20 protein-coding genes and 5 tRNA genes are annotated in these 22251 nt (G+C 58.6%); 24 read left to right on the top strand and 1 reads right to left on the bottom strand.

Annotation, left to right across the window (positions count from 1 at the left end):
• Window positions 1–35: 35 nt before the first annotated feature.
• Window positions 36–794 (bottom strand): NRDE family protein, encoded by a 759-nt coding sequence (locus JJQ76_RS12270; protein WP_210397143.1) that lies wholly within the window; start codon window positions 792–794, stop codon window positions 36–38.
• Between the two features lie 73 nt (window positions 795–867).
• Here JJQ76_RS12270 and JJQ76_RS12265 point away from each other — a divergent pair, with 73 nt between their 5' ends.
• The 24 genes from JJQ76_RS12265 to rpsG all read left to right on the top strand — a co-directional run bounded on the left by JJQ76_RS12265 (window position 868) and on the right by rpsG (window position 22239).
• Complete coding sequence (locus tag JJQ76_RS12265; RefSeq protein ID WP_246480669.1) at window positions 868–1659, top strand: sulfite exporter TauE/SafE family protein; 792 nt, start codon at window positions 868–870, stop codon at window positions 1657–1659.
• Between the two features lie 7 nt (window positions 1660–1666).
• Window positions 1667–2464: a prolipoprotein diacylglyceryl transferase gene (gene lgt / locus JJQ76_RS12260; protein WP_210397141.1), complete on the top strand. Its 798-nt coding sequence runs from the start codon at window positions 1667–1669 to the stop codon at window positions 2462–2464.
• 6 nt (window positions 2465–2470) lie between these two features.
• Window positions 2471–3265: a thymidylate synthase gene (locus JJQ76_RS12255; protein WP_210397140.1), complete on the top strand. Its 795-nt coding sequence runs from the start codon at window positions 2471–2473 to the stop codon at window positions 3263–3265.
• Window positions 3266–3389: 124 nt separating this feature from the next.
• Window positions 3390–4106 carry a hypothetical protein gene (locus tag JJQ76_RS12250; protein WP_210397139.1) on the top strand — a complete coding sequence of 239 codons (717 nt, stop codon included), beginning with the start codon at window positions 3390–3392 and terminating at the stop codon, window positions 4104–4106.
• 70 nt (window positions 4107–4176) lie between these two features.
• Entirely contained in the window at window positions 4177–4680 is a 504-nt protein-coding gene (locus tag JJQ76_RS12245; RefSeq protein ID WP_210397138.1) for a dihydrofolate reductase, read from the top strand.
• A 3-nt stretch (window positions 4681–4683) separates the two neighbouring features.
• On the top strand, window positions 4684–5655 hold the full coding sequence (gene birA, locus JJQ76_RS12240) for a bifunctional biotin--[acetyl-CoA-carboxylase] ligase/biotin operon repressor BirA (protein WP_210397137.1): 972 nt from the start codon (window positions 4684–4686) through the stop codon (window positions 5653–5655).
• A complete protein-coding gene (locus tag JJQ76_RS12235; protein ID WP_210397136.1) occupies window positions 5652–6383 on the top strand; it encodes a type III pantothenate kinase in 732 nt (243 codons plus the stop codon). The genes birA and JJQ76_RS12235 overlap by 4 nt, the downstream gene beginning before the upstream one ends.
• Window positions 6356–7216, top strand: coding sequence for a hypothetical protein (locus JJQ76_RS12230; RefSeq protein ID WP_210397135.1), 861 nt, complete (start codon window positions 6356–6358; stop codon window positions 7214–7216). The genes JJQ76_RS12235 and JJQ76_RS12230 overlap by 28 nt, the downstream gene beginning before the upstream one ends.
• A gap of 29 nt (window positions 7217–7245) precedes the next feature.
• Window positions 7246–7321 (top strand) — tRNA-Thr (locus tag JJQ76_RS12225).
• Window positions 7322–7368: 47 nt separating this feature from the next.
• A tRNA-Tyr gene (locus JJQ76_RS12220) sits at window positions 7369–7452 on the top strand.
• A gap of 23 nt (window positions 7453–7475) precedes the next feature.
• Window positions 7476–7550 (top strand) — tRNA-Gly (locus tag JJQ76_RS12215).
• Window positions 7551–7572: 22 nt separating this feature from the next.
• Window positions 7573–7647 (top strand) — tRNA-Thr (locus JJQ76_RS12210).
• Between the two features lie 99 nt (window positions 7648–7746).
• Complete coding sequence (gene tuf, locus JJQ76_RS12205; protein ID WP_210397134.1) at window positions 7747–8970, top strand: elongation factor Tu; 1224 nt, start codon at window positions 7747–7749, stop codon at window positions 8968–8970.
• A 55-nt stretch (window positions 8971–9025) separates the two neighbouring features.
• Window positions 9026–9101: transfer RNA gene (locus tag JJQ76_RS12200), tRNA-Trp, on the top strand.
• A 67-nt stretch (window positions 9102–9168) separates the two neighbouring features.
• Window positions 9169–9537, top strand: coding sequence for a preprotein translocase subunit SecE (gene secE / locus JJQ76_RS12195; RefSeq protein ID WP_210397133.1), 369 nt, complete (start codon window positions 9169–9171; stop codon window positions 9535–9537).
• A gap of 11 nt (window positions 9538–9548) precedes the next feature.
• The gene (gene nusG, locus JJQ76_RS12190; RefSeq protein WP_210397132.1) at window positions 9549–10082 is read left to right on the top strand and encodes a transcription termination/antitermination protein NusG; all 534 of its coding nucleotides are present in this window, start codon (window positions 9549–9551) and stop codon (window positions 10080–10082) included.
• Window positions 10083–10183: 101 nt separating this feature from the next.
• On the top strand, window positions 10184–10618 hold the full coding sequence (gene rplK, locus JJQ76_RS12185; protein ID WP_210397131.1) for a 50S ribosomal protein L11: 435 nt from the start codon (window positions 10184–10186) through the stop codon (window positions 10616–10618).
• Complete coding sequence (gene rplA / locus JJQ76_RS12180) at window positions 10618–11313, top strand: 50S ribosomal protein L1 (protein WP_210397130.1); 696 nt, start codon at window positions 10618–10620, stop codon at window positions 11311–11313. The genes rplK and rplA overlap by 1 nt, the downstream gene beginning before the upstream one ends.
• Window positions 11314–11589: 276 nt before the next feature.
• Window positions 11590–12084, top strand: coding sequence for a 50S ribosomal protein L10 (rplJ, locus tag JJQ76_RS12175; RefSeq protein WP_210397129.1), 495 nt, complete (start codon window positions 11590–11592; stop codon window positions 12082–12084).
• A gap of 69 nt (window positions 12085–12153) precedes the next feature.
• Window positions 12154–12525 (top strand): 50S ribosomal protein L7/L12, encoded by a 372-nt coding sequence (rplL, locus tag JJQ76_RS12170; RefSeq protein ID WP_210397128.1) that lies wholly within the window; start codon window positions 12154–12156, stop codon window positions 12523–12525.
• Window positions 12526–12710: 185 nt separating this feature from the next.
• Window positions 12711–16787 (top strand): DNA-directed RNA polymerase subunit beta, encoded by a 4077-nt coding sequence (gene rpoB, locus JJQ76_RS12165; RefSeq protein ID WP_210397127.1) that lies wholly within the window; start codon window positions 12711–12713, stop codon window positions 16785–16787.
• Between the two features lie 66 nt (window positions 16788–16853).
• Window positions 16854–21098 (top strand): DNA-directed RNA polymerase subunit beta', encoded by a 4245-nt coding sequence (rpoC, locus tag JJQ76_RS12160; RefSeq protein WP_210397126.1) that lies wholly within the window; start codon window positions 16854–16856, stop codon window positions 21096–21098.
• Window positions 21099–21254: 156 nt separating this feature from the next.
• Window positions 21255–21626, top strand: a complete 372-nt coding sequence (gene rpsL / locus JJQ76_RS12155) for a 30S ribosomal protein S12 (protein WP_210397125.1) — start codon at window positions 21255–21257, stop codon at window positions 21624–21626.
• Between the two features lie 142 nt (window positions 21627–21768).
• Window positions 21769–22239 (top strand): 30S ribosomal protein S7, encoded by a 471-nt coding sequence (gene rpsG, locus JJQ76_RS12150; protein WP_210397124.1) that lies wholly within the window; start codon window positions 21769–21771, stop codon window positions 22237–22239.
• Window positions 22240–22251 lie beyond the last annotated feature (12 nt).

Below are 22251 nucleotides of genomic sequence, written 5' to 3'. Positions count from 1 at the left end.
TCGGCGCTGAAAGCATTCTCAGCAGCCAATGCCAATCATGACCATTCGAAATGCCGCGTCCGCGGCGGCTGTCCCGGAATGAAACTGCGCTCCAATACGCGCGTATCCCCTGTTGCCGACCTCAGTACCAGCGTGCTGCAACGGGTACCGTAATCGGCCGAGGTGATAAAGCAGGATGAGAGCAGGGCCTCCCACTCGGCGGCGATGCCGGTGTCCGGCAGTGCATCGGCCGGTGCCGGCAACGGATCTGCGAGCAACCGGAACAGCTGTTCGCTATCAGGCTCCTCCGCTTCGACCGCGTCGGCCAGAGCGCGCTTGGCGCGGAGCAGTTTGGGCCAGGGCGTATCCAGACTGGCGTTGCTGAGCCCGTAAATGCCGGGATTCAGAGCCTGTTGGCCGGGGTAGCGGTTGCTGTGGTAGCCCAGTTCCTGGCCGTCGAACAGGAGCAGGTTGTAACCGGCGTAGTGAGCGTCCTGCGGCTGTTGGTCGCGGGCGTAACTCCGGCTGCTGTCGCTGCCCAGCAGAAATCGGGATGGCAGTTCACCTCGCGAGCGGGGGGCCGCGGGTGGGACTTCGCGCCCGTTACGGACGTTGGTGATGGCCGCGAAACGACCTTCGCGGGTCAATCCCAACCAGGTGCCGCCCGCGCGTTGGTCCCGTCCGGCGAGCAGTTGTGGATGATCCGGCCAAAAGTGGGCGGCTGCGGTGGGGCGCTGGTAGAATTCGTCGCGATTGGCCGCCACGATCAACGGAAAACGTGGATGGATCCGGTAGGCAACGACGATCAAGCACATGGTGGCCTCGTTTTTCCGCAGGGGTTCGGCGATAATAGCGCCCTCCATTCACTCGCTCAATGCAGGCCTTACGTTGCTATTTCTCTCTTATCTGGTTCTGGGCGCCGCGGCGGGACTGCTGGCCGGTCTGTTCGGAATCGGTGGCGGCCTGATTATCGTGCCGGCACTGGTGTTCAGCTTCGAGCTGCAGGGGATGTCGCCACAGGTGCTGACCCATGTTGCCGTCGGCACCTCGCTGGCCACTATTGTGGTGACCTCTCTCAGTTCGGTGCGTACCCATCATGTCAAAAAGGGCGTGCGTTGGCCGATCTTCCGCCCGCTCGCGGTGGGGATTGCCGTTGGGGCTATTCTGGGGGTGAAAACCGCGGGTCAGCTAAGTGGCCCTTGGTTACAGTTATTGATCGGCGGCTTTGCGGTGCTGATCGCGTTTCAGCTCGGTCTCAATATCAAGCCCAAAGCCTCCAAGCCGCCGCCGGGCAAAGGTGAACTGGTCGCGGTTGGTGGTGGTATCGGCTGGGCATCGGCGCTATTTGGTATTGGCGGCGGTTCGCTCACGGTGCCTTACCTCAGTTGGAAGAACGTGCGTATGCAGGAGGCGGTCGGCACCTCGGCGGCCTGCGGCCTGCCGATTGCGGTCATGGGTGCGCTGACCAATATCGAGGAGGGTTGGGGGCATGCCCAGTTGGCCGAGTGGAGCCTCGGTTATGTTTACCTGCCGGCCTTTGTCGGCATCGTGCTTACCAGCGCGGTTTGTGCCCGCTACGGTGCGCAGCTGGCGCACCGGCTGCCCGAGTTGATCCTGAAACGAACCTTTGCGCTGCTGCTGTTTGTGGTTGGGCTGCGCTTCATTGTGACCAATATCTGATCGCCTTATGCTGACCTACCCCCATATTGACCCGGTGGCGCTGGAACTGGGACCGCTGAAGATTCACTGGTACGGGCTGATGTATCTGGGAGGCTTCGCCGCTGCCTGGTGGCTGGCCAAGCGGCGTGCTCAGGCCGAAGGTTCCGGTTGGAGCCGAGAGCAGGTGTCCGATCTGATCTTTTACTGTGCCCTCGGGGTGGTGTTGGGTGGGCGGCTCGGTTACGTGCTGTTCTACAACTTTGAGCGTTTTCTGGCCGAGCCGCTTTGGCTGTTTGCGGTCTGGGAAGGGGGTATGGCGTTCCATGGTGGCTTGCTCGGGGTGACGGCGGCGATACTCTGGTTCGCGCGCAAGCAGCACAAAGATTTTTTTGCCGTTACCGACTTTGTTGCCCCCTTGGTTCCGATTGGGCTGGGACTGGGACGTTTGGGCAATTTTATCGGCGGCGAGCTGTGGGGGCGGGCGACCGATCTGCCCTGGGCGATGGTATTTCCGCGCGCTGACGCGTTGGCGCGTCACCCGTCGCAGCTGTATCAGTTTGCCCTCGAAGGGGTGGTGCTGTTCAGCGTGCTGTGGTGGTTCTCCTCGCGGCCGCGTCCTGCTGGTTCCGTGGCCGGGTTATTTCTGACCCTCTACGGCTGTTTCCGATTTCTGGTAGAGTTTGTGCGCGAGCCGGATCAGCAGCTGGGTTATATCGCCTTTGACTGGCTGACCATGGGGCAGCTGTTGTCGCTGCCAATGGTTATTGGCGGTGTGGTTTTAATTGGATGGGCCTACCAAGGCCGCGGCAAGAATCAAGGAGCGTAATCCATCATGCAGCAGTATCTCGACCTGATGCGGCATATCCGCGATAACGGCACCTTCAAGGGTGACCGCACCGGTACCGGCACTGTCAGCGTATTTGGCTACCAGATGCGCTTCGATCTGCAGCAGGGCTTTCCACTGGTGACCACCAAGAAGTGCCACCTGCGCTCGATTATTCATGAGCTGCTGTGGTTCCTGCGCGGCGATACCAACATCAAGTACCTCAATGATAACGGCGTCAGCATTTGGGACGAGTGGGCCGACGAGAACGGTGACCTCGGGCCGGTCTATGGTCACCAGTGGCGTTCCTGGCCGACGCCGGAAGGTGATACCGTCGACCAGATTGCGTTGCTGATCGAACAGATCAAAAACAACCCCGACTCGCGCCGCCTGATTGTCAGTGCCTGGAACGTGCCGGAAGTCAACAAGATGGCGCTGCCGCCCTGTCACACCCTGTTTCAGTTCTATGTTATTGACGGCAAGCTTTCCTGCCAGCTCTATCAACGCAGCGCCGACGTGTTTCTGGGAGTACCATTTAATATCGCGTCGTACGCTCTGCTGACCATGATGGTGGCGCAGGTGTGCGGGCTGGAACCGGGGGATTTTGTCCACACCTTCGGCGATGCGCACCTTTACTCCAACCATCTGGAGCAGGCTGACCTGCAGCTGGGGCGGGAGCCGCTGCCGCTGCCGACCATGAAGATCAATCCCGAGGTCAAAGACCTGTTTGCGTTCCGGTTCGAGGATTTCGAACTGGTTGGCTACCAGGCCCACCCTCATATCTCCGCGCCCGTCGCGGTATGAGTTCCGCCCTCGGGCTATTCTGACCCGCCGGGCTTTTGTAACGCTCGGTGGATAGTGTTTTCACGGAAGAATAAAGCAGTCTCCGTTGTTCAAACCTACAGTGTCCTGCGTAGGAGGTGAAGTGATGTTGAGATTGCTGAAGCAGCGTGCGGCCCCGGTTGCGTCGATTCTGGTTATGTTCGCTCTGGGGGGCTGTGCGTCGTCACTTCCCTCGGGTGAGCCGTTGGCGAATTTGCCCCCGGCGAGTATTCCGCGCTACACCGAAGGTGAAACCCTGATCTACGCAAACCGTCGTTCCGAGCAGGTGGTCGCCACACGCAATGGGCGCACGCTGTGGCAGGATCAGCGCGGTTACCGCCTCACCCGAGACGATAACTTTATTGTGCCAATTCTGTCGCGTGACAGCAGTCGAGGCGTATACACCCATCGACTGATCCAGGGCGATCCCAACGAGTTATGGCCCCTGGGGCAGGGTAATGAGGTTTACTTCCGGATGCTTTATCTGCGCCCGGATATGCGTGAGTACACCCAGTTCTGGCACTGCGAGGACCTGGGGGGGCGGCGACTTCAGCAGCATCAACGTCGTTATGATACCTACCTGGTTCGCTGCATCCGCTCCTATGAAAACAGCAGCTACGCGCGCGTGCGCAGTGAGCAGGTAGATTATTACTATGATCCCGAGCTGCAGTTGGTGGTGCGACGAGACTCTATTGACCTGCGCAATCGGCGTGAGCCGCGGCAGATGAAGCTGTGGGCATACCTGCGCCCACAGGACGCCTCGGCGGAGCAGATTGCCTCTATTCGCGATCAGCTGAAGCAGTTGAACGAAGCATCGCCCTAGCCGCTACTTGCGTTGCCTCACCGCCAGCCAGCGCATACACTGAGCCCTTTTATTCGACAGGGGGTAGGTGATGCGTTTGGCGGCGATTGTGGCGCAGGCTCAAAATCGGGTTATCGGAAACCGCAACCGCCTGCCGTGGCACCTGCCGGAAGACCTCAAGTACTTCAAATCCGTGACCCTGGGCAAACCGATCATCATGGGGCGCAAGACCTTTGAATCGATCGGCCGTCCGTTGCCCGGGCGGACCAATATTGTGGTAACCCGGGATCCCGCCTACCAGCGCGACGGCATCGAGGTCGTTCATTCGCTGGACCAGGCGATCGAGCGCGCCGAGCAGGTTGCGCTGATTAACGGGGGTGACGAGGCCCTGGTGATCGGTGGCGCCGAGCTTTACGCGCAGGCACTGCCGCGGATTGAGCGGCTCTACCTGACTCAGGTGCATGACGAGGTCGAGGGAGATGCCTATTTTCCCGCATTTGACCCGGCCGAGTGGCAGCAGAGTGCCCGGCAGGATTTCTCCTCGTCCGGCTGCAACCCGTTCGATTACAGCTTTATTGTGCTGGAGCGGCGGTAAGCCGTGGCTATCGACGACCTGTTGGCGGTGCTTGCCGACGGCGAATTTCATTCGGGTGAAGCGCTTGGGGAGCAGTTGGGCGTCAGCCGGGCGGCGGTATGGAAGCAGCTCAAGAAGCTGGAGCAGCTGGGCGTTACGCTGCATTCGGTCAAGGGTCGGGGTTATCGCCTGCCCGATACGCTGGTGCTGCTGGATGAAGAACGTATCAGCGCCGCGCTGGACCCGTCGGTACGCCGGCAACTGACGTCCATCCAGCGTTCATTGATCCTTGAATCCACCAATGCCACGGCGATGGCGGAAAGCCTCCGGGGGGATCGTCATGGCTGCCTCTATCTGGCCGAACAGCAGACTGCCGGACGCGGACGCCGGGGGCGCCCCTGGATAAGTCCCTTTGGCCGCAACCTCTATTTCTCCTTGTGTTGGACCTTCTCGGGTGGAGCTGCGGCGCTCGAAGGGCTGAGTTTGCTGGTGGGGCTGGCGGTGAGTCAGGGGCTGGCCGATATGGGCATCGAGGATGTGCAGCTCAAATGGCCGAACGATCTGCTGCGTCAGCGGCGCAAGCTAGCCGGTATCCTGCTGGAGATGAGCGGTGATGCCTCGGGGCAATGTCAGGTGGTGATTGGGGTCGGGATCAACGTAGCGATGTCAAAGGAGACCGCAGCGGCCATCGATCAGCCCTGGTGTGATTTGAGCGATAGAGCGGTGCCCGTTGACCGTAATCAGCTGCTGGCTGCCGTACTCAATCGCTTGCTGCCCGGATTGCAGCGTTTTTCCCGAGAGGGATTTGAACCCTTTCGCGCGGCGTGGATGGCTCGGGATGCCTTTGCCGGCGAGTCGGTGGTCTTGAGCACGCCGCGTCATCAGATTGAAGGGCGTTGCCTGGGAGTCGATCGTTCCGGTGCGTTGCTGTTGCAGACCGAGCAGGGGCAGCAGGCTTTCCATGGCGGTGAAGTCAGCCTCAGGGGGGCGCCGTGATACTTGATCTTGATGTGGGCAATAGCCGGGTTAAATGGCGCAGCGGCGCGCAGCGTGGTGCCATTACAACCGAGTCGTTGCAGGCGGGGCGGGTGCCCGGCGACTGGGATCGGCTGTCGCTGCGTCTGATTCGGATCGCATCCGTAGGCCATCAGAATGCGGTCAAGGTAGTTTGTGACTGGGCGGCGGCCAAGGGTGTGGTCGATGTCAGGCAGGCGCGCACCGCTGCGCGGTGTGCCGGGGTGCGCAACAGTTATGCGGATCCGTCACGTATGGGCGTTGATCGCTGGCTGGCGATGCTGGCCGGCTACCGGCATGCCGGCGGAGCCTGTTGTGTGGTCGATTGCGGCAGCGCCATTACTCTCGATTATGTGGCGGCCGATGGAACGCATCTGGGGGGCTATATCATGCCGGGGTTGCGTTTGATGCGTCTCGGGCTGCTGGGCAATACCCAGCAGATTCGGGTTGAACATGATGCGCCGCCCGATACGCGCCCCGGCTGTTCCACTGAAGAGGCAGTACAGCATGGTCTGCATTTGATGGTGGCAGCGCTGGCCGAGCGGGTGGTGCGGGATACCCGGCGCCTGCTGCCCGAGGACGGGGCGTTGCTGGTATGCGGTGGCGATGGGGCGCTGTTTGTCAGCGCCGCAGAGTGCGGCGAGCTGTTGCCTGATCTGGTGCTTGATGGTTTGGCGCTGGCATGGGAGGACTCTCCGTGCGCTGGCTGACCTTGTTGCTCATAGTGCTCAATCTGGCGTTGTTCGGCTATTACTGGCAACGTCAGCAGGTTGAAGTGGAGCAGCAGCGCCAGCAGGTGCGACTGCCCCCGGTGCCCGCCTGGCGACTGCTGAACGAGCTGGCGGACTCGTCCACGCCCGCCCCGGCGTCTGCGGCGTCACTGACGCAGGCTGCGCCGCTGGCTGCCAGCGCGAGCACAGCGCCCGCCGACGACTTGTTGTCCAGAGCGGCTGCGGTGCCGGCGACAGCGGGGGCCACAGTGGTGCAGCCAGAGGAAGAGGCGGATGAGGTCGTAGTGGCGACGCCTGAGGTCCCAGCGGCGGTGCCGGCCGTTCCGTCAAGCAGCTGTTATCGGCTCGGCGTGTTCTCGTCGTTTGACCAGGCCCAGGCGGTGACCGCTCTCTGGCAGGCCAGTGGGTCGCGGATCGATGAGCAGCGCACAGCCCTGGATCCCGATTACTGGGTGTATATAGAGAATCCCGGCAGCGGCTCCGCCCGGCGTGCACTCCGGCAGCAGCTGCTCGATATGGGGCTGGATAATTACTGGGTGCAACGGGGTGAGCTGGGCGGACATCTGTCTCTGGGGCTTTATCGGAACAAGGATTCCGCCGATGCGCTGTTGCATATGCTGGAAGGGCGCGGCTACCCTGCCAAGATCTATATCAAGCCCCGCTACCAGACCCGTTATGTGGTTGAATTAGAGACGCAATTGAGTGCCCGGGAGGTGGAGCAGGCGCTGGCAGATACGGCCCGTCGCTGGGGCTCGGTAAAAAGCGAAAAAAAACCTTGTCAGGGGCTTGCATCGACACAACTCCCTGAGTAAGATTTGCGCCTCCTGACGTTTGAGGCTTTGCCGGCATAGCTCAGTTGGTAGAGCAACTGACTTGTAATCAGTAGGTCCCGAGTTCGACTCTTGGTGCCGGCACCACTCAAGGTCAGGGCGAGTTATCGATCTCGTAAAAAGTCGAAAGGTAAGGTGAGGTTCCCGAGTGGCCAAAGGGATCAGACTGTAAATCTGACGCGCGAGCTTCGGTGGTTCGAATCCACCCCTCACCACCATTCGACTCGGTAATTGGCTATGTGCGGGTATCGTATAATGGCTATTACTTCAGCCTTCCAAGCTGAAGATGCGGGTTCGATTCCCGCTACCCGCTCCAGCATCGCTGGTTATGGAATTGGGCTCCAGTAGCTCAGGGGTAGAGCACACCCTTGGTAAGGGTGAGGTCGGCGGTTCAATTCCGCCCTGGAGCTCCATTCCATAGGCAGCAAGCTGAATTAAAGGGCAGATATAGCGATATATCTGCCCTTTATTGCATCTGGAACGATGAAAATCTGAGCACTGGGAGAGGTGTGATGTCAAAGCAAACTTTCGAACGTACTAAGCCGCACGTGAATGTGGGAACTATCGGTCACGTTGACCATGGCAAGACCACGCTGACCGCTGCTCTGACCCGCGTTTGCGCGGAAGTTTGGGGTGGCGAGCTGAAAGCATTTGATCAGATCGACAATGCTCCTGAAGAGCGCGAGCGTGGTATCACCATCGCGACCTCTCACGTTGAATACGATTCCAACGCGCGCCACTACGCGCACGTTGACTGCCCCGGTCACGCTGACTACGTCAAGAACATGATCACCGGTGCGGCCCAGATGGACGGCGCGATCCTGGTTTGTGGCGCGACTGACGGCCCGATGCCGCAGACTCGTGAGCACATCCTGCTGTCCCGTCAGGTGGGTGTTCCTTACATCGTGGTCTTCCTGAACAAGGCTGACCTGCTGGCTGAAGACTGTGGCGGTGCCGATAGCGAAGAGTACGCCGAGATGCTCGAGCTGGTTGAAATGGAGCTGCGTGACCTGCTGAGCGAGTACGACTTCCCGGGTGACGACACTCCGATCATTCCGGGTTCTGCGCTGATGGCTCTGAACGGCGAAGACGACAACGAAATGGGTACTACCGCCGTTAAGAAGCTGGTAGAGACTCTGGACTCTTACATCCCTGAGCCCGAGCGTGCCATCGACGGCGCCTTCATCATGCCGATCGAGGACGTATTCTCCATCCAGGGTCGTGGTACCGTTGTTACCGGTCGTGTTGAGCGCGGTATCATCCGGACTGGTGAAGAAGTGGAAATCGTCGGTATCAAAGAGACCACCAAGACCACTTGTACCGGTGTCGAGATGTTCCGCAAGCTGCTGGACGAAGGCCGTGCAGGTGAGAACATCGGCGCGCTGCTGCGTGGCACCAAGCGTGACGAAGTTGAGCGTGGTCAGGTTCTGGCCAAGCCGGGTTCCATCACTCCGCACACTCACTTCGAGGCTGAAGTGTACGTGCTGGGCAAAGATGAAGGTGGTCGTCACACGCCGTTCTTTAATGGCTACCGTCCGCAGTTCTACTTCCGTACCACTGACGTGACCGGTTCTTGCCAGCTGCCTGAAGGCGTTGAGATGGTGATGCCGGGTGATAATGTTCAGATGAGCGTTAATCTGATCGCTCCGATTGCCATGGATGAAGGCTTGCGCTTCGCGATCCGCGAAGGCGGCCGCACCGTTGGCGCCGGTGTTGTGGCCAGAATCGTCGAGTAAATTTCTAGGTTGCAAAGGGTTTGGGGCGCAGATATAATCTGCGTCCCATTGTGACAGGCCAGTGGCTCAATTGGCAGAGCAGCGGTCTCCAAAACCGCAGGTTGGGGGTTCGAGTCCCTCCTGGCCTGCCAACTAATGTTGGCAGATTTTTCTTCGGATCAGCGTTGTCTGGTCCTGTCTGAGTAGAGGCTCCACCGCATGAATGCGAAAGCGGATTCAGGTGAATCTAAGCTTGATGCTTTGAAATGGTTGGTCGTAACGGTGCTGGTGGCAGTTGGTGTTGCCGGTAACTCTTACTATGCCGACCAGTCGCTGCTGTATCGTGTGCTGGCGCTGTTGGCGTTGGCGGCTGTGGCGGGTTTCATGGCGCTGCAAACGGCCAAGGGCAAGGCTTTCTTTACCCTGTTTAAAGAAGCCAAGGTTGAAATTCGCAAGGTGGTCTGGCCGACCCGGCAGGAAACTACCCAGACAACCCTGATTGTGGTGGTGGTTGTTCTGGTTATGGGGCTGGTGCTGTGGGGTATCGACTCCCTGCTCAGTTGGCTGGTCGCAGGAATTATTGGTTAAGAGGATCTTGCGTGTCTAAGCGTTGGTATGTCGTGCATGCGTATTCGGGCTACGAAAAGCGCGTGATGCAGTCGCTGAAAGAGCGAATCGAACTGCAGGATATGCAGGACAGTTTCGGCGAAATTCTGGTCCCCACCGAAGAAGTGGTTGAGATGCGTGCGGGGCAGAAGCGCAAGTCCGAGCGGAAGTTCTATCCCGGTTACGTGCTGGTGCAGATGGAGATGAATGACGCCAGCTGGCACCTGGTTAAGGGTACGCCGCGGGTCATGGGTTTCATCGGTGGTACCGCCGACAAGCCGGCGCCGATTACCGAAAAAGAAGCTGAGGCGATTCTGCAGCGTGTTGAGGCGGGTGTTGATAAGCCCAAGCCGAAGACCATGTTTGAGCCGGGAGAGATGGTACGCGTCACCGATGGTCCGTTCGCTGACTTTAACGGTGTGGTCGAAGAGGTTAACTACGAGAAGAGTCGCCTGCAGGTGGCGGTGCTGATCTTTGGTCGTTCGACGCCGGTCGAGCTGGAGTTTGGCCAGGTCGAAAAAGACTGATCAGGCGCTCGTTGAATAAGGAAATGGCAGGCTCTTTGGGTCTGTCATTTTTGTCGTAACTGGGGAGCCGTGAGGCGTTTGCACCCGTTTGGAGAGTAAAAATGGCTAAGAAAGTACAAGCTTATATCAAGCTTCAGGTAGCCGCTGGTAAAGCGAATCCGAGTCCGCCAGTCGGTCCCGCGCTGGGTCAGCACGGCGTTAACATCATGGAATTCTGTAAGGCATTCAACGCAGCGACTCAAAGCGTTGAGCCGGGCCTGCCGATTCCGGTCGTGATCACTGTCTACGCCGACCGTAGCTTTACCTTTGTTACCAAGACGCCGCCGGCTTCTGTTTTGCTGAAGAAGGCCGCTGGTCTGAAGAGTGGTTCCAGCCGTCCCAATACTCAGAAAGTTGGCACTGTTAACCGTGCTCAGCTGGAAGAGATCGCTACTACCAAGATGCCCGATTTGACTGCGGCTGACATGGATGCGGCAGTGCGTACCATTGCCGGTACCGCGCGTAGCATGGGTCTGAACGTGGAGGGCGTCGAGTAATGGCTAAGTTGACTAAGCGCGCTAAGGCGATCGCAGAAAAAGTAGAGGCAGGTAAGGCGTATCCGATCGAGGAAGCGGTATCCCTGCTGGCGGAAATCTCCGCAGTTAAGTTCAAGGAATCCATCGACGTCGCGGTTAACCTCGGTGTTGATCCGCGTAAATCCGACCAGGTTGTACGTGGTTCTACCGTACTGCCGAATGGCACGGGCAAAGAGGTTCGCGTGGCTGTGTTTGCGCAGGGCGCTAACGCTGAAGCCGCAACTGCTGCCGGCGCTGACGTGGTTGGTTTTGACGATCTGGCGGAAACCATCAAAGGTGGTGATCTGAATTTTGACGTCGTTATCGCCACTCCGGATGCGATGCGTGTCGTTGGTCAGCTGGGCCAGATTCTGGGTCCGCGTGGCCTGATGCCGAACCCGAAGGTTGGTACCGTAACGGCTGATGTCACCACTGCGGTTAACAATGCCAAGGCTGGTCAGGTGCGCTTCCGTACCGACAAGAACGGCATCATCCACTGCTCACTGGGTAAGGTTGGCTTTGAAGCCGCTGCCGTTAAGCAGAACCTGGAAGCACTGATGGCTGACCTGAAGAAGCTGAAGCCGGCCTCTTCCAAAGGCGTTTACATGAAGAAAGTGACCCTGTCCACCACCATGGGCCCGGGTCTGGTAGTTGATCAGGCTACCCTCGACATCTGATCTGTCGGCGGCCGCCGTTAGGTGGTCGTCAGGGTCTTGCGGCCCACGAACTTTGGGGTCTTCGTACTGCGAAGACCGTCAAAGACCGCAGGTGAGAGGGCTTCGGCGCTCTCTTAATTGCTTCCTGCTTTAAGCAGGTCGACCTGCGCAGACGGTGACCCGATTCAGAATTTCAAGCTGGATCCCACACCGTTAATCGTGCTTTTGAGTGATCGAAAGCGAAGGTAACGACGTTACCCGGCCGGCAACGGCGGTAACTGAATCCAGGAGTAAACCGTGGCATTAGGACTGGAAGATAAAAAGGCGATTGTCGCCGAAGTCCAGGAAGCTGCTCAGGGCGCTCTGTCAGCGGTCATCGCTGACTCTCGCGGCGTGCCCGTCGCGAAGATGACAGAGCTGCGCAAGCAAGCGCGTGATAACGGTGTATGGCTGCGTGTGGTACGTAACACGCTGGCTCGCCGTGCGCTTGAAGGCACCGACTATGCCTGTCTGAACGACAAGCTGGTAGGTCCTAGCATCATCGCATTCTCCACCGAACATCCGGGCGCCGGCGCGCGTCTGCTGAAGGATTTCGCCAAGGAGAACGACAAGTTTGAGCTGAAAGGTGCCGCCTTTGAAGGTGCCGAGGTTGAGATCGGAGTTCTGGCTAGCCTGCCGACTTACGACGAAGCCATCGCCAAGCTGATGAGCGTGATGAAAGAAGCTTCCGCTGGCAAGCTGGTCCGCACTATTGCGGCCATCCGCGACCAGAAAGAAACCGAAGCCGCCTGATCCGACGATCACGCGCAGCTTAACCAAGATTAATTTGAGCCTCGGCTCACCCATATCAGGATTTAAACAATGTCTCTGACCAAAGAAGATATCATCAACGCAATCGCCGAAATGTCTGTAATGGACGTTGCTGAACTGGTTACTGCAATGGAAGAGAAGTTCGGCGTTTCTGCCGCTGCTGCTGTTGCTGTGGTTGCCGGTGGCGACGCAGGCGCTGCTGCTGAAGAGAAGACCGAGTTCGACGTCGTTCTGACTGGCGCTGGCGACAAGAAAGTTAACGTCATCAAGGCTGTTCGTGCAGCTACCGGCCTGGGCCTGAAAGAAGCCAAGGGCATGGTAGACGGCGCGCCTGCAACCGTTAAGGAAGGCGTTAGCAAGGAAGAAGCCGAAGAGCTGAAGAAAGCTCTGGAAGAAGCTGGCGCTTCCGTAGAAGTGAAGTAATCGCTAACGCCCATGGCGTCTAGCGCGCGTAATCACTAAACGTTACGCATACGGCCGGTGGCGCGTAGCCACCGGCCTTTTTGCCGTTATACGATTCTTAAGAATCAATGAGTTAAACGGCTGCTGATGGCGAGGTCAATAGTGCTCGTCGTCGTTAATATCGGTGCACAAGCTGGGGAATGCTGATGGCTTACACGTTCACAGAGAAAAAACGTATCCGAAAGGATTTCGGTAAATTGCCTCACGTTATGGATGTGCCTTACCTGCTGGCCATTCAAATCGATTCGTACCGCAAGTTCTTACAGACCGGTGCGGCATCAGCAGATAGCAAAAAAGATGTGGGTTTGCATGCTGCGTTCAATTCCGTGTTTCCAATCGCGTCCTACTCCGGAAACGCAGCGCTGGAATACGTGGGCTACCGTCTGGGTGAGCCCGCTTTCGACGTTAAGGAGTGTACGCTGCGTGGGGTGACTTACGCGGCGCCGCTGCGCGTCAAGGTTCGCTTGATCATCTACGATCGTGACTCCTCTACCAAGGCCGTCAAGGATATCAAGGAACAAGAAGTTTACATGGGCGAAATGCCCCTGATGACCGAGAACGGTACCTTCGTTATTAACGGCACCGAGCGGGTTATTGTTTCCCAGCTGCATCGTTCCCCCGGTGTGTTCTTCGATCATGACAAGGGCAAGACCCACTCTTCCGGGAAGCTGCTCTATTCCGCGCGGATCATCCCCTACCGTGGTTCCTGGCTCGATTTCGAGTTCGATCCCAAGGATCTGGTCTTCGTCCGTATCGACCGTCGTCGCAAACTGCCGGCTTCTATTCTGCTGCGCGCCCTGGGTCTGGGTACCCAGGAGATCCTCGACATCTTCTTCGATACCGACAACTACCAGGTTGCTGATGGCACGTTCAAGCTGGCGCTGGTTGCTTCTCGCCTGCGCGGCGAAACTGCGCTGTTCGATCTGAAGGACGGCAAAGGCAAGGTGATCGTGGAAGAGGGGCGGCGGATTACCGCGCGTCACATCCGCGATCTGGAAAAAGCCAAAGTTACCGAGCTGGAAGTACCGCGTGAATACCTGGTGGGCAAGGCGATCGCCAAAGATATGCCGCACCCGGCCACTGGTGAGCTGATTGCCGAAGCTAACGAAGAGATCACTCAGGAGCTGCTCGACAAGATCGTCGATGCGGGCATCGATAGCCTCGAAACCTTGTACGTGAACGACCTCGATTGCGGTCCGTTCATGTCCGATACCCTGCGCACCGACCCGACTCGCAACCAGCTGGAAGCGCTGGTCGAGATCTACCGCATGATGCGCCCGGGCGAGCCGCCCACCAAAGAGTCGGCCGAGTCGCTGTTCGAGAACCTGTTCTTCACTCTGGATCGCTACGACCTGTCTGAAGTGGGCCGGATGAAGTTCAACCGCCGCCTCGGCCGCGAAGCCGTGACCGGCGCCGGTACCCTGGACAAAGACGATATCCTCGAGGTGATGAAGACCCTGATCGCCATCCGTAACGGTAAGGGCGTAGTCGACGACATCGATCACCTGGGTAACCGTCGCGTACGTTCCGTCGGCGAGATGGCCGAGAACCAGTTCCGTGTGGGTCTGGTGCGGGTTGAGCGTGCCGTGCGCGAGCGTCTCTCCATGGCCGAAAGCGATGGCCTGATGCCGCAGGATCTGATCAACGCCAAGCCGGTTGCGGCGGCGATCAAAGAGTTCTTCGGTTCCAGCCAGTTGTCCCAGTTTATGGACCAGAACAACCCGCTGTCCGAGGTGACTCACAAGCGTCGTGTTTCCGCGTTGGGCCCGGGCGGTCTGACCCGTGAGCGCGCCGGCTTTGAAGTGCGTGACGTTCACCCGACTCACTACGGTCGTGTCTGCCCGATCGAGACCCCTGAAGGTCCGAACATCGGTCTGATCAACTCGCTGTCCACTTACGCGCGGACCAACAGCTACGGCTTCCTCGAAAGCCCGTACCGCAAAGTGGTCGACGGTGTGGTTACCGAAGATATCGAATACCTCTCCGCTATTGACGAAGCGGAGCACGTGATCGCCCAGGCGAGCGCCAAGATGGATGACAACAACCGTCTGGCAGAAGATCTGGTTGCGGTTCGTCACATGAATGAATTCAACGTCATGCCGCCCGAGAAGGTGGACTTCATGGACGTATCGCCGCGCCAGGTTGTTTCTGTCGCTGCGTCACTGATTCCGTTCCTGGAGCACGACGATGCTAACCGCGCCCTGATGGGTTCCAACATGCAACGTCAGGCGGTGCCGACGCTGAAGTCGCAGAAGCCGCTGGTCGGTACCGGCATGGAGCGTAACGTAGCACGCGACTCCGGTGTCTGTGTGGTCGCTCGCCGTGGCGGTGAGATCGAGTCCGTCGATGCCGGCCGTATCGTGGTTCGCGTCAACGACGACGAAGTGATCGCTGGTGAAGCGGGTGTGGATATCTACAACCTGACCAAGTACGTGCGCTCCAACCAGAACACCTGTATCAACCAGCGCCCGCTGGTGAAGATGGGCGATCAGGTTGAGCGTGGCGACATCATGGCTGACGGCCCCTCTGTTGATATGGGCGAGCTGGCGCTGGGTCAGAATATGCGCATCGCGTTCATGCCTTGGAACGGTTACAACTTCGAGGACTCCATCCTGATCTCGGAGCGCGTGGTTGAGGAAGATCGTTTCACCACTATCCACATTCAGGAGCTGACCTGTGTGGCGCGTGACACCAAGCTGGGGCCGGAGGAGATCACCTCTGACATTCCCAACGTCGGCGAGAGCGCACTGGGCAAGCTGGACGAGTCCGGTATCGTTTACATCGGTGCCGAAGTGGGCCCCGGTGACATCCTGGTCGGCAAGGTAACCCCCAAGGGCGAAACTCAGCTGACTCCGGAAGAGAAGCTGCTGCGCGCCATCTTTGGTGAAAAAGCCTCTGACGTTAAGGACACCTCGCTGCGGGTCAAGACCGGCACCAAGGGCACCGTTATCGACGTGCAGGTGTTCACCCGTGACGGTGTTGAGAAAGACAAACGTGCAATCCAGATCGAAGAGGAACAGCTGTCTTCTATCCGTAAGGACTTGAACGACGAGTTCCGTATCGTTGAAGGTGCGACCTTCGAGCGTCTGCAAAAAGCACTGGTGGGTGCCAAGGTCAACGGCGGCCCCGGGCTGAAGAAGGGCGACACCCTGACCGACGAGTATCTGGCTGGTCTGCAGCGTTCCGAGTGGTTCAAGATTCGCGTTGCCGACGAGTCTCTGGTCGAGCTGCTGGAAAGCGCTCAGACCCAGCTGTCGGAGCGTCGTCAGCAACTGGACGACAAGTACGAAGACAAGAAGCGCAAGCTGCAGCAGGGCGACGATCTGGCACCGGGCGTGCTGAAGATCGTCAAGGTCTACGTGGCGGTCAAGCGTCGCGTGCAGCCCGGTGACAAGATGGCTGGTCGTCACGGTAACAAGGGTGTTATCTCTGCCATCAAGCCGGTGGAAGATATGCCTTACGACGAGAACGGCGATCCGGTCGATATCGTCCTCAACCCGCTGGGTGTACCGTCGCGGATGAACGTTGGTCAGGTCCTGGAAACCCACTTCGGTGCGGCGGCCAAGGGTCTGGGTGTACGGATCGCGGCGATGCTGGATGCGCAAGAGAAAGTGGCCAAGCTGCGTGAGCTGCTGGACGAGATCTACAACGATGGCTCTGGCCGCCGTGAAGAGCTCGAAACCTTCTCCGACGAGGAGATCCTGGAGCTGTGCGACAACCTGCGCGGCGGTGTGCCGATGGCAACGCCGGCGTTCGACGGTGCCAAGGAAGCCGAGATCAAGCGCCTGCTGCGCCTGGCCGGCCTCAGCGACACCGGCCAGTTCGTACTGCGCGACGGCCGTACCGGCGATACCTTTGATCGTCCGGTCACCGTGGGCTACATGTACATGCTGAAGCTGAACCACCTGGTGGACGACAAGATGCACGCGCGTTCCACCGGCTCCTACAGCCTGGTTACCCAGCAGCCGCTGGGTGGTAAGGCGCAGTTCGGTGGTCAGCGCTTCGGGGAGATGGAGGTCTGGGCGCTGGAAGCTTACGGTGCGGCCTACACCCTGCAGGAAATGTTGACCGTGAAGTCGGACGACGTGAACGGCCGAACCAAGATGTACAAAAACATCGTGGACGGTGACCACCGGATGGAGCCGGGTATGCCCGAGTCCTTCAACGTACTGGTCAAAGAGATCCGTTCGCTCGGTATCGACATCGAACTGGAAAACGAATAAGCAGCAGTTATCTTGTGCGCGGGGGCATGTCCCTCGCGCAGATAACTCCGCAAGGAGCTACGCCCGATGAAAGATTTGCTGAATCTGTTGAAGAACCAAGGCCAGTCCAACGAATTCGATTCCATTCGAATTGGTCTGGCGTCGCCGGAGATGATCCGGTCCTGGTCCTTCGGCGAGGTTAAAAAGCCTGAAACCATCAACTACCGGACCTTCAAGCCCGAGCGTGAAGGTCTGTTCTGCGCCAAGATCTTCGGTCCGGTCAAGGACTACGAGTGTCTGTGTGGCAAGTACAAGCGCCTCAAGCACCGCGGTGTGATCTGTGAGAAGTGTGGTGTTGAAGTCGCGCTGGCCAAGGTGCGCCGTGAGCGCATGGGTCACATCGAACTGGCTAGCCCGGTTGCCCACATCTGGTTCCTGAAGTCGCTGCCGTCCCGTATCGGTTTGCTGCTGGATATGACCCTGCGTGATATCGAGCGGGTGCTGTACTTCGAATCCTTCGTGGTCACCGAACCGGGCATGACCTCGCTGGAGCGCGGCCAGCTGCTGAACGACGAAGAGTACTTCGAAGCACTGGAAGAGTTCGGTGACGAGTTCGAAGCCAAGATGGGTGCCGAAGCGGTTCAGGCGCTGCTGAAAGATCTCGACATGGACGGCGAAATCGCCCAGATGCGTGAAGAGATCCCCAACACCAACTCTGAAACCAAGATCAAGAAGGTCTCCAAACGGCTGAAGCTGATGGAAGCCTTCGTTGCCTCCGGTAACAAGCCGGAGTGGATGATCATGAGCGTGCTGCCGGTACTGCCGCCGGATCTGCGCCCGCTGGTACCGCTGGACGGTGGCCGCTTCGCGACCTCCGACCTCAACGACCTGTATCGTCGCGTGATCAACCGTAACAACCGTCTCAAGCGCCTGCTCGAGCTGTCTGCGCCGGATATCATTGTCCGTAACGAAAAGCGGATGCTGCAGGAAGCGGTCGACGCGCTGCTGGATAACGGCCGTCGCGGTCGAGCCATCACCGGCTCCAACAAGCGCCCGCTGAAGTCGCTGGCTGACATGATCAAGGGTAAGCAGGGTCGTTTCCGTCAGAACCTGCTGGGTAAGCGCGTCGACTATTCCGGTCGTTCCGTTATCGTGGTCGGTCCTTACCTGCGTCTGCACCAGTGTGGTCTGCCCAAGAAGATGGCGCTGGAACTGTTCAAGCCGTTTATCTTCTCCAAGCTGGAACTGCGCGGCCTGGCTACCACCATCAAGGCGGCCAAGAAAATGGTCGAGCGCGAAACGCCGGAAGTTTGGGATATCCTCGCCGAGGTTATCCGCGAGCACCCGGTACTGCTGAACCGCGCACCGACTCTGCACCGTCTGGGTATCCAGGCGTTCGAGCCGGTACTGATCGAAGGTAAGGCGATTCAGCTGCACCCGCTGGTGTGTGCGGCCTACAACGCTGACTTTGACGGTGACCAGATGGCGGTACACGTACCGCTGACGCTGGAAGCGCAGCTCGAAGCCCGCGCGCTGATGATGTCCACCAACAACATCCTCTCACCCGCCAACGGCGAGCCGATCATCGTGCCGTCCCAGGACGTGGTACTGGGTCTGTACTTCATGACCCGTGAAAAGCTCAACGCCAAGGGCGAAGGCATGGTGTTTGCCGACAGCGCGGAAGTGTCTCGCGCTTACGGTGCCAAGCAGGTTGAGCTGCAGGCCAAGGTCAAGGTGCGGATCACCGAGAAGGTGCGTGATGTCGAGGGTAATATCACTGAGTCTACCTCCATCATCGAAACCACCGTCGGTCGTGCGCTGCTGTTTGATATTGTACCGGTCGGTCTGCCGTTCGAGCTGGTCAACCAGCCGATGAAGAAGAAGTCCATCTCCCGTCTGCTGAACGAGGCGTACCGTCGCTGTGGTCTGAAAGATACCGTTATCTTTGCTGACCAGCTGATGTACACCGGTTTCGCCTACGCGACTCGCTCCGGCTCCTCCGTGGGTGTGAACGACTTCGTTATTCCGGATGCCAAGAAGGCGATCATCGACGAGGCGGAAGCTGAAGTTAAAGAGATCGAGTCTCAGTACGCGGACGGTCTGGTAACCGCCGGTGAGAAGTACAACAAGGTGATCGACCTGTGGTCCCGTGCCAACGAAAAGGTCACCGAAGCGATGATGGCGGACCTGAAGGTCGATAACGTCGTTGACGCCGAGGGTAATCCGGTACTGGACGACGAGGGCAATCAGGTTAAGCAGGAGTCATTCAACTCCGTTTACATGATGGCTGACTCCGGCGCCCGGGGTAGTGTGGCGCAGATGCGTCAGCTGGGCGGTATGCGGGGTCTGATGGCCAAGCCCGATGGCTCCATCATCGAAACGCCGATCGTGGCCAACTTCCGTGAAGGTCTGAACGTACTGCAGTACTTCATCTCCACCCACGGTGCGCGTAAAGGTCTGGCGGATACCGCTCTGAAGACCGCGAACTCCGGTTACCTGACCCGTCGTCTGGTCGACGTAGCACAGGATCTGGTGATCACTGAGGTTGACTGTGGCACCGACAACGGCCTGTTGCTACAGCCGCTGATCGAAGGTGGCGACGTGGTGGTACCGCTGGGTCAGCGTGTGCTGGGCCGTGTGGTTGCCAAGGATGTGATCGACCCGGCGACTCAGGACACCCTGATTCCGGCCGGTACCCTGATCGACGAAGCCTGGGTGGTGCGGCTGGAATCCGACGAGCGTCTCTCTTCCGTGGACGAGATCATCGTGCGCTCAGCCATCACCTGTGACACCCGTCACGGTGTCTGCTCCAACTGTTATGGTCGTGATCTGGGTCGCGGACATCTGGTTAACATCGGTGAGTCCGTCGGTGTAATCGCGGCACAGTCCATCGGTGAGCCGGGTACCCAGCTGACCATGCGTACTTTCCACATCGGTGGTGCGGCATCGCGGGCAGCGGCAGTCGACAGCATTCAGGTCAAGAACGGCGGCGTGATCCGTCTGCACAACCTCAAGTTCGTTGAGAAGACCGATGGTACCCTGGTGGCCACCTCCCGTTCCGGCGAACTGGGTGTGACCGATGAGCACGGTCGTGAGCGCGAGCGTTACAAGCTGCCCTATGGTTCCTCCATCAAGGTTAAAGATGGTGACACCGTCAGTGCCGGCGATGTGGTTGCCAACTGGGATCCGCACACCCACCCGATCGTGGCGGAAGTCGCGGGTAAGGTTGCGTTCTCCGGCATGGAAGAAGGTCTGACCATCACCCGTAAGACCGACGAGCTGACCGGCCTGACCCAGATCGAAGTACTGGATCCGAAGGATCGCCCGAGTGCCGGTAAGGACCTGCGTCCGATGGTCACCCTGGTAGACGACAACGGCGAAGAGCTGACTCACCCGGGCAACAACAGTCCGGTGCAGTACATGATGCCGGCGGATGCGCTGCTTAATGCTGATAACGGCTCGGCGATGGAAGTGGGTGACATCATTGCCCGTATCCCGCATGAGTCTCAAGGTAACAAGGACATCACCGGTGGTCTGCCGCGGGTTGCTGACCTGTTCGAAGCACGTCGTCCGAAAGAGCCGGCTATCCTGGCCGAGATCTCGGGTACCGTCAGCTTCGGTAAAGAGACCAAAGGCAAGAAGCGTCTGGTGATTACGCCGACCGACGGATCCGATCCGTACGAGGTGCTGATCCACAAGTGGCGCACTCTCAACGTGTTCGAAGGTGAGCACGTGGAGAAAGGTGAAGTGATCTCTGACGGTCCGTCCAACCCCCATGACATCCTGCGGATTCTGGGTGTGGCGGAGCTGGCCAAGTACATCACTTCCGAGATTCAGGACGTTTACCGTCTGCAGGGCGTAATCATCAACGACAAGCACATCGAAGTGATCGTGCGTCAGATGCTGCGCAAGGTTGATGTGACCAACGCCGGTGACACCAACCTGATCAAGGGCGACCAGGTGGAATACACCCAGTTGCTGGAAGAGAACGAAAAGGCAGCGACTGAAGACAAGATGCCGGCTCACTTCGAGCGCGTGCTGCTGGGTATCACCAAAGCTTCACTGGCGACCGAGTCCTTCATCTCCGCGGCCTCCTTCCAGGAGACCACCCGCGTACTGACCGAAGGTGCGGTAACCGGCAAGCGTGATTCCCTGCGCGGCCTGAAAGAAAACGTGGTAGTGGGTCGTCTGATCCCGGCCGGTACCGGTCTGGCCTACCACAGCGAGCGCAAGCGCAAGCGCCATGAGGCGGCACAAGCTTCCGGCACTGCGACTGTGAGCGCAGAGGAGATCCAGGCGGCTCTGACCGAGGCGCTCAATTCCGAGAATTGATCTCTGAAAATGTTCAGTAAAAGCCCGGTCCGTAAAGGATCGGGCTTTTGTTGACTCTGGTGGGCGAGATGATTAAAATTTCGCCCCTTCGTGGCAGGAGCGTGCGTCCTGTCTTTCTTTATGGAGCTTTTTAAGTAAAGCGTGGAGTTAAGCTAAATGGCTACAGTTAACCAACTGGTTCGTAAGCCGCGTAAGCGCGTCGTCGAAAAGAGTGACGTGCCTGCACTGCAGGCTTGTCCTCAGCGTCGTGGCGTTTGCACCCGGGTTTACACCACTACCCCCAAGAAGCCGAACTCGGCTCTGCGGAAGGTATGTCGTGTGCGCCTGACCAACGGCTATGAAGTGACTTCCTACATTGGTGGTGAAGGTCACAACCTGCAGGAACACAGTGTTGTACTGATTCGTGGCGGTCGTGTAAAAGACTTGCCGGGTGTTCGTTACCACACCGTTCGTGGCGCCCTGGATACCTCCGGTGTTGCCGATCGTAAGCAAGGTCGTTCCAAGTACGGTGCCAAGCGTCCTAAGTAAGGACGGTTGTTATCTGCTCTCGTAGCGCGTTCCCACAAGACCTCGCTACCGGTCGTTGTTGACGATAAGAGTAAGGTCGGGCCTTTATGCTTTGTATAGGTGCCCGGACTAACCTGAAGACCTATTTTTTAAGGGGCTTATCATGCCTAGAAGACGCGTAGTCGCAAAACGCGAAGTATTGCCGGATCCCAAATTCGGTAACCAAGTACTGGCCAAGTTCATGAACCACGTCATGGTCTCTGGCAAGAAGTCAGTCGCCGAACGTATCGTATACGGCGCGCTGGCCAAAATCGAAGAACGCACCAAGAACGATCCGCTGGAAGTGTTCACCAAGGCGCTGGAAGCGGTTCAGCCGATGGTCGAGGTTAAGTCCCGCCGTGTCGGTGGTGCTACCTACCAGGTTCCCGTTGAAGTTCGTCCTTCACGTCGTTCCGCGCTGGCCATGCGTTGGCTGGTAGACGCCGCGCGTAAGCGTGGTGAAAAGTCCATGGCCCTGCGTCTTGCCGGCGAACTGGCTGATGCGGCTGAAGGACGTGGTGCAGCTGTTAAGAAGCGTGAAGACGTTCACCGTATGGCAGAAGCCAACAAGGCCTTCTCCCACTACCGCTTCTAAGCAGAGGACTTG

This window comes from Motiliproteus sediminis (genome assembly GCF_017912535.1).
In the GTDB taxonomy this organism is placed as follows: domain Bacteria; phylum Pseudomonadota; class Gammaproteobacteria; order Pseudomonadales; family Balneatricaceae; genus Motiliproteus; species Motiliproteus sediminis.
Note: the sequence above shows the minus strand (reverse complement) of the source record. Positions and strands in the feature narration are given on the sequence as shown.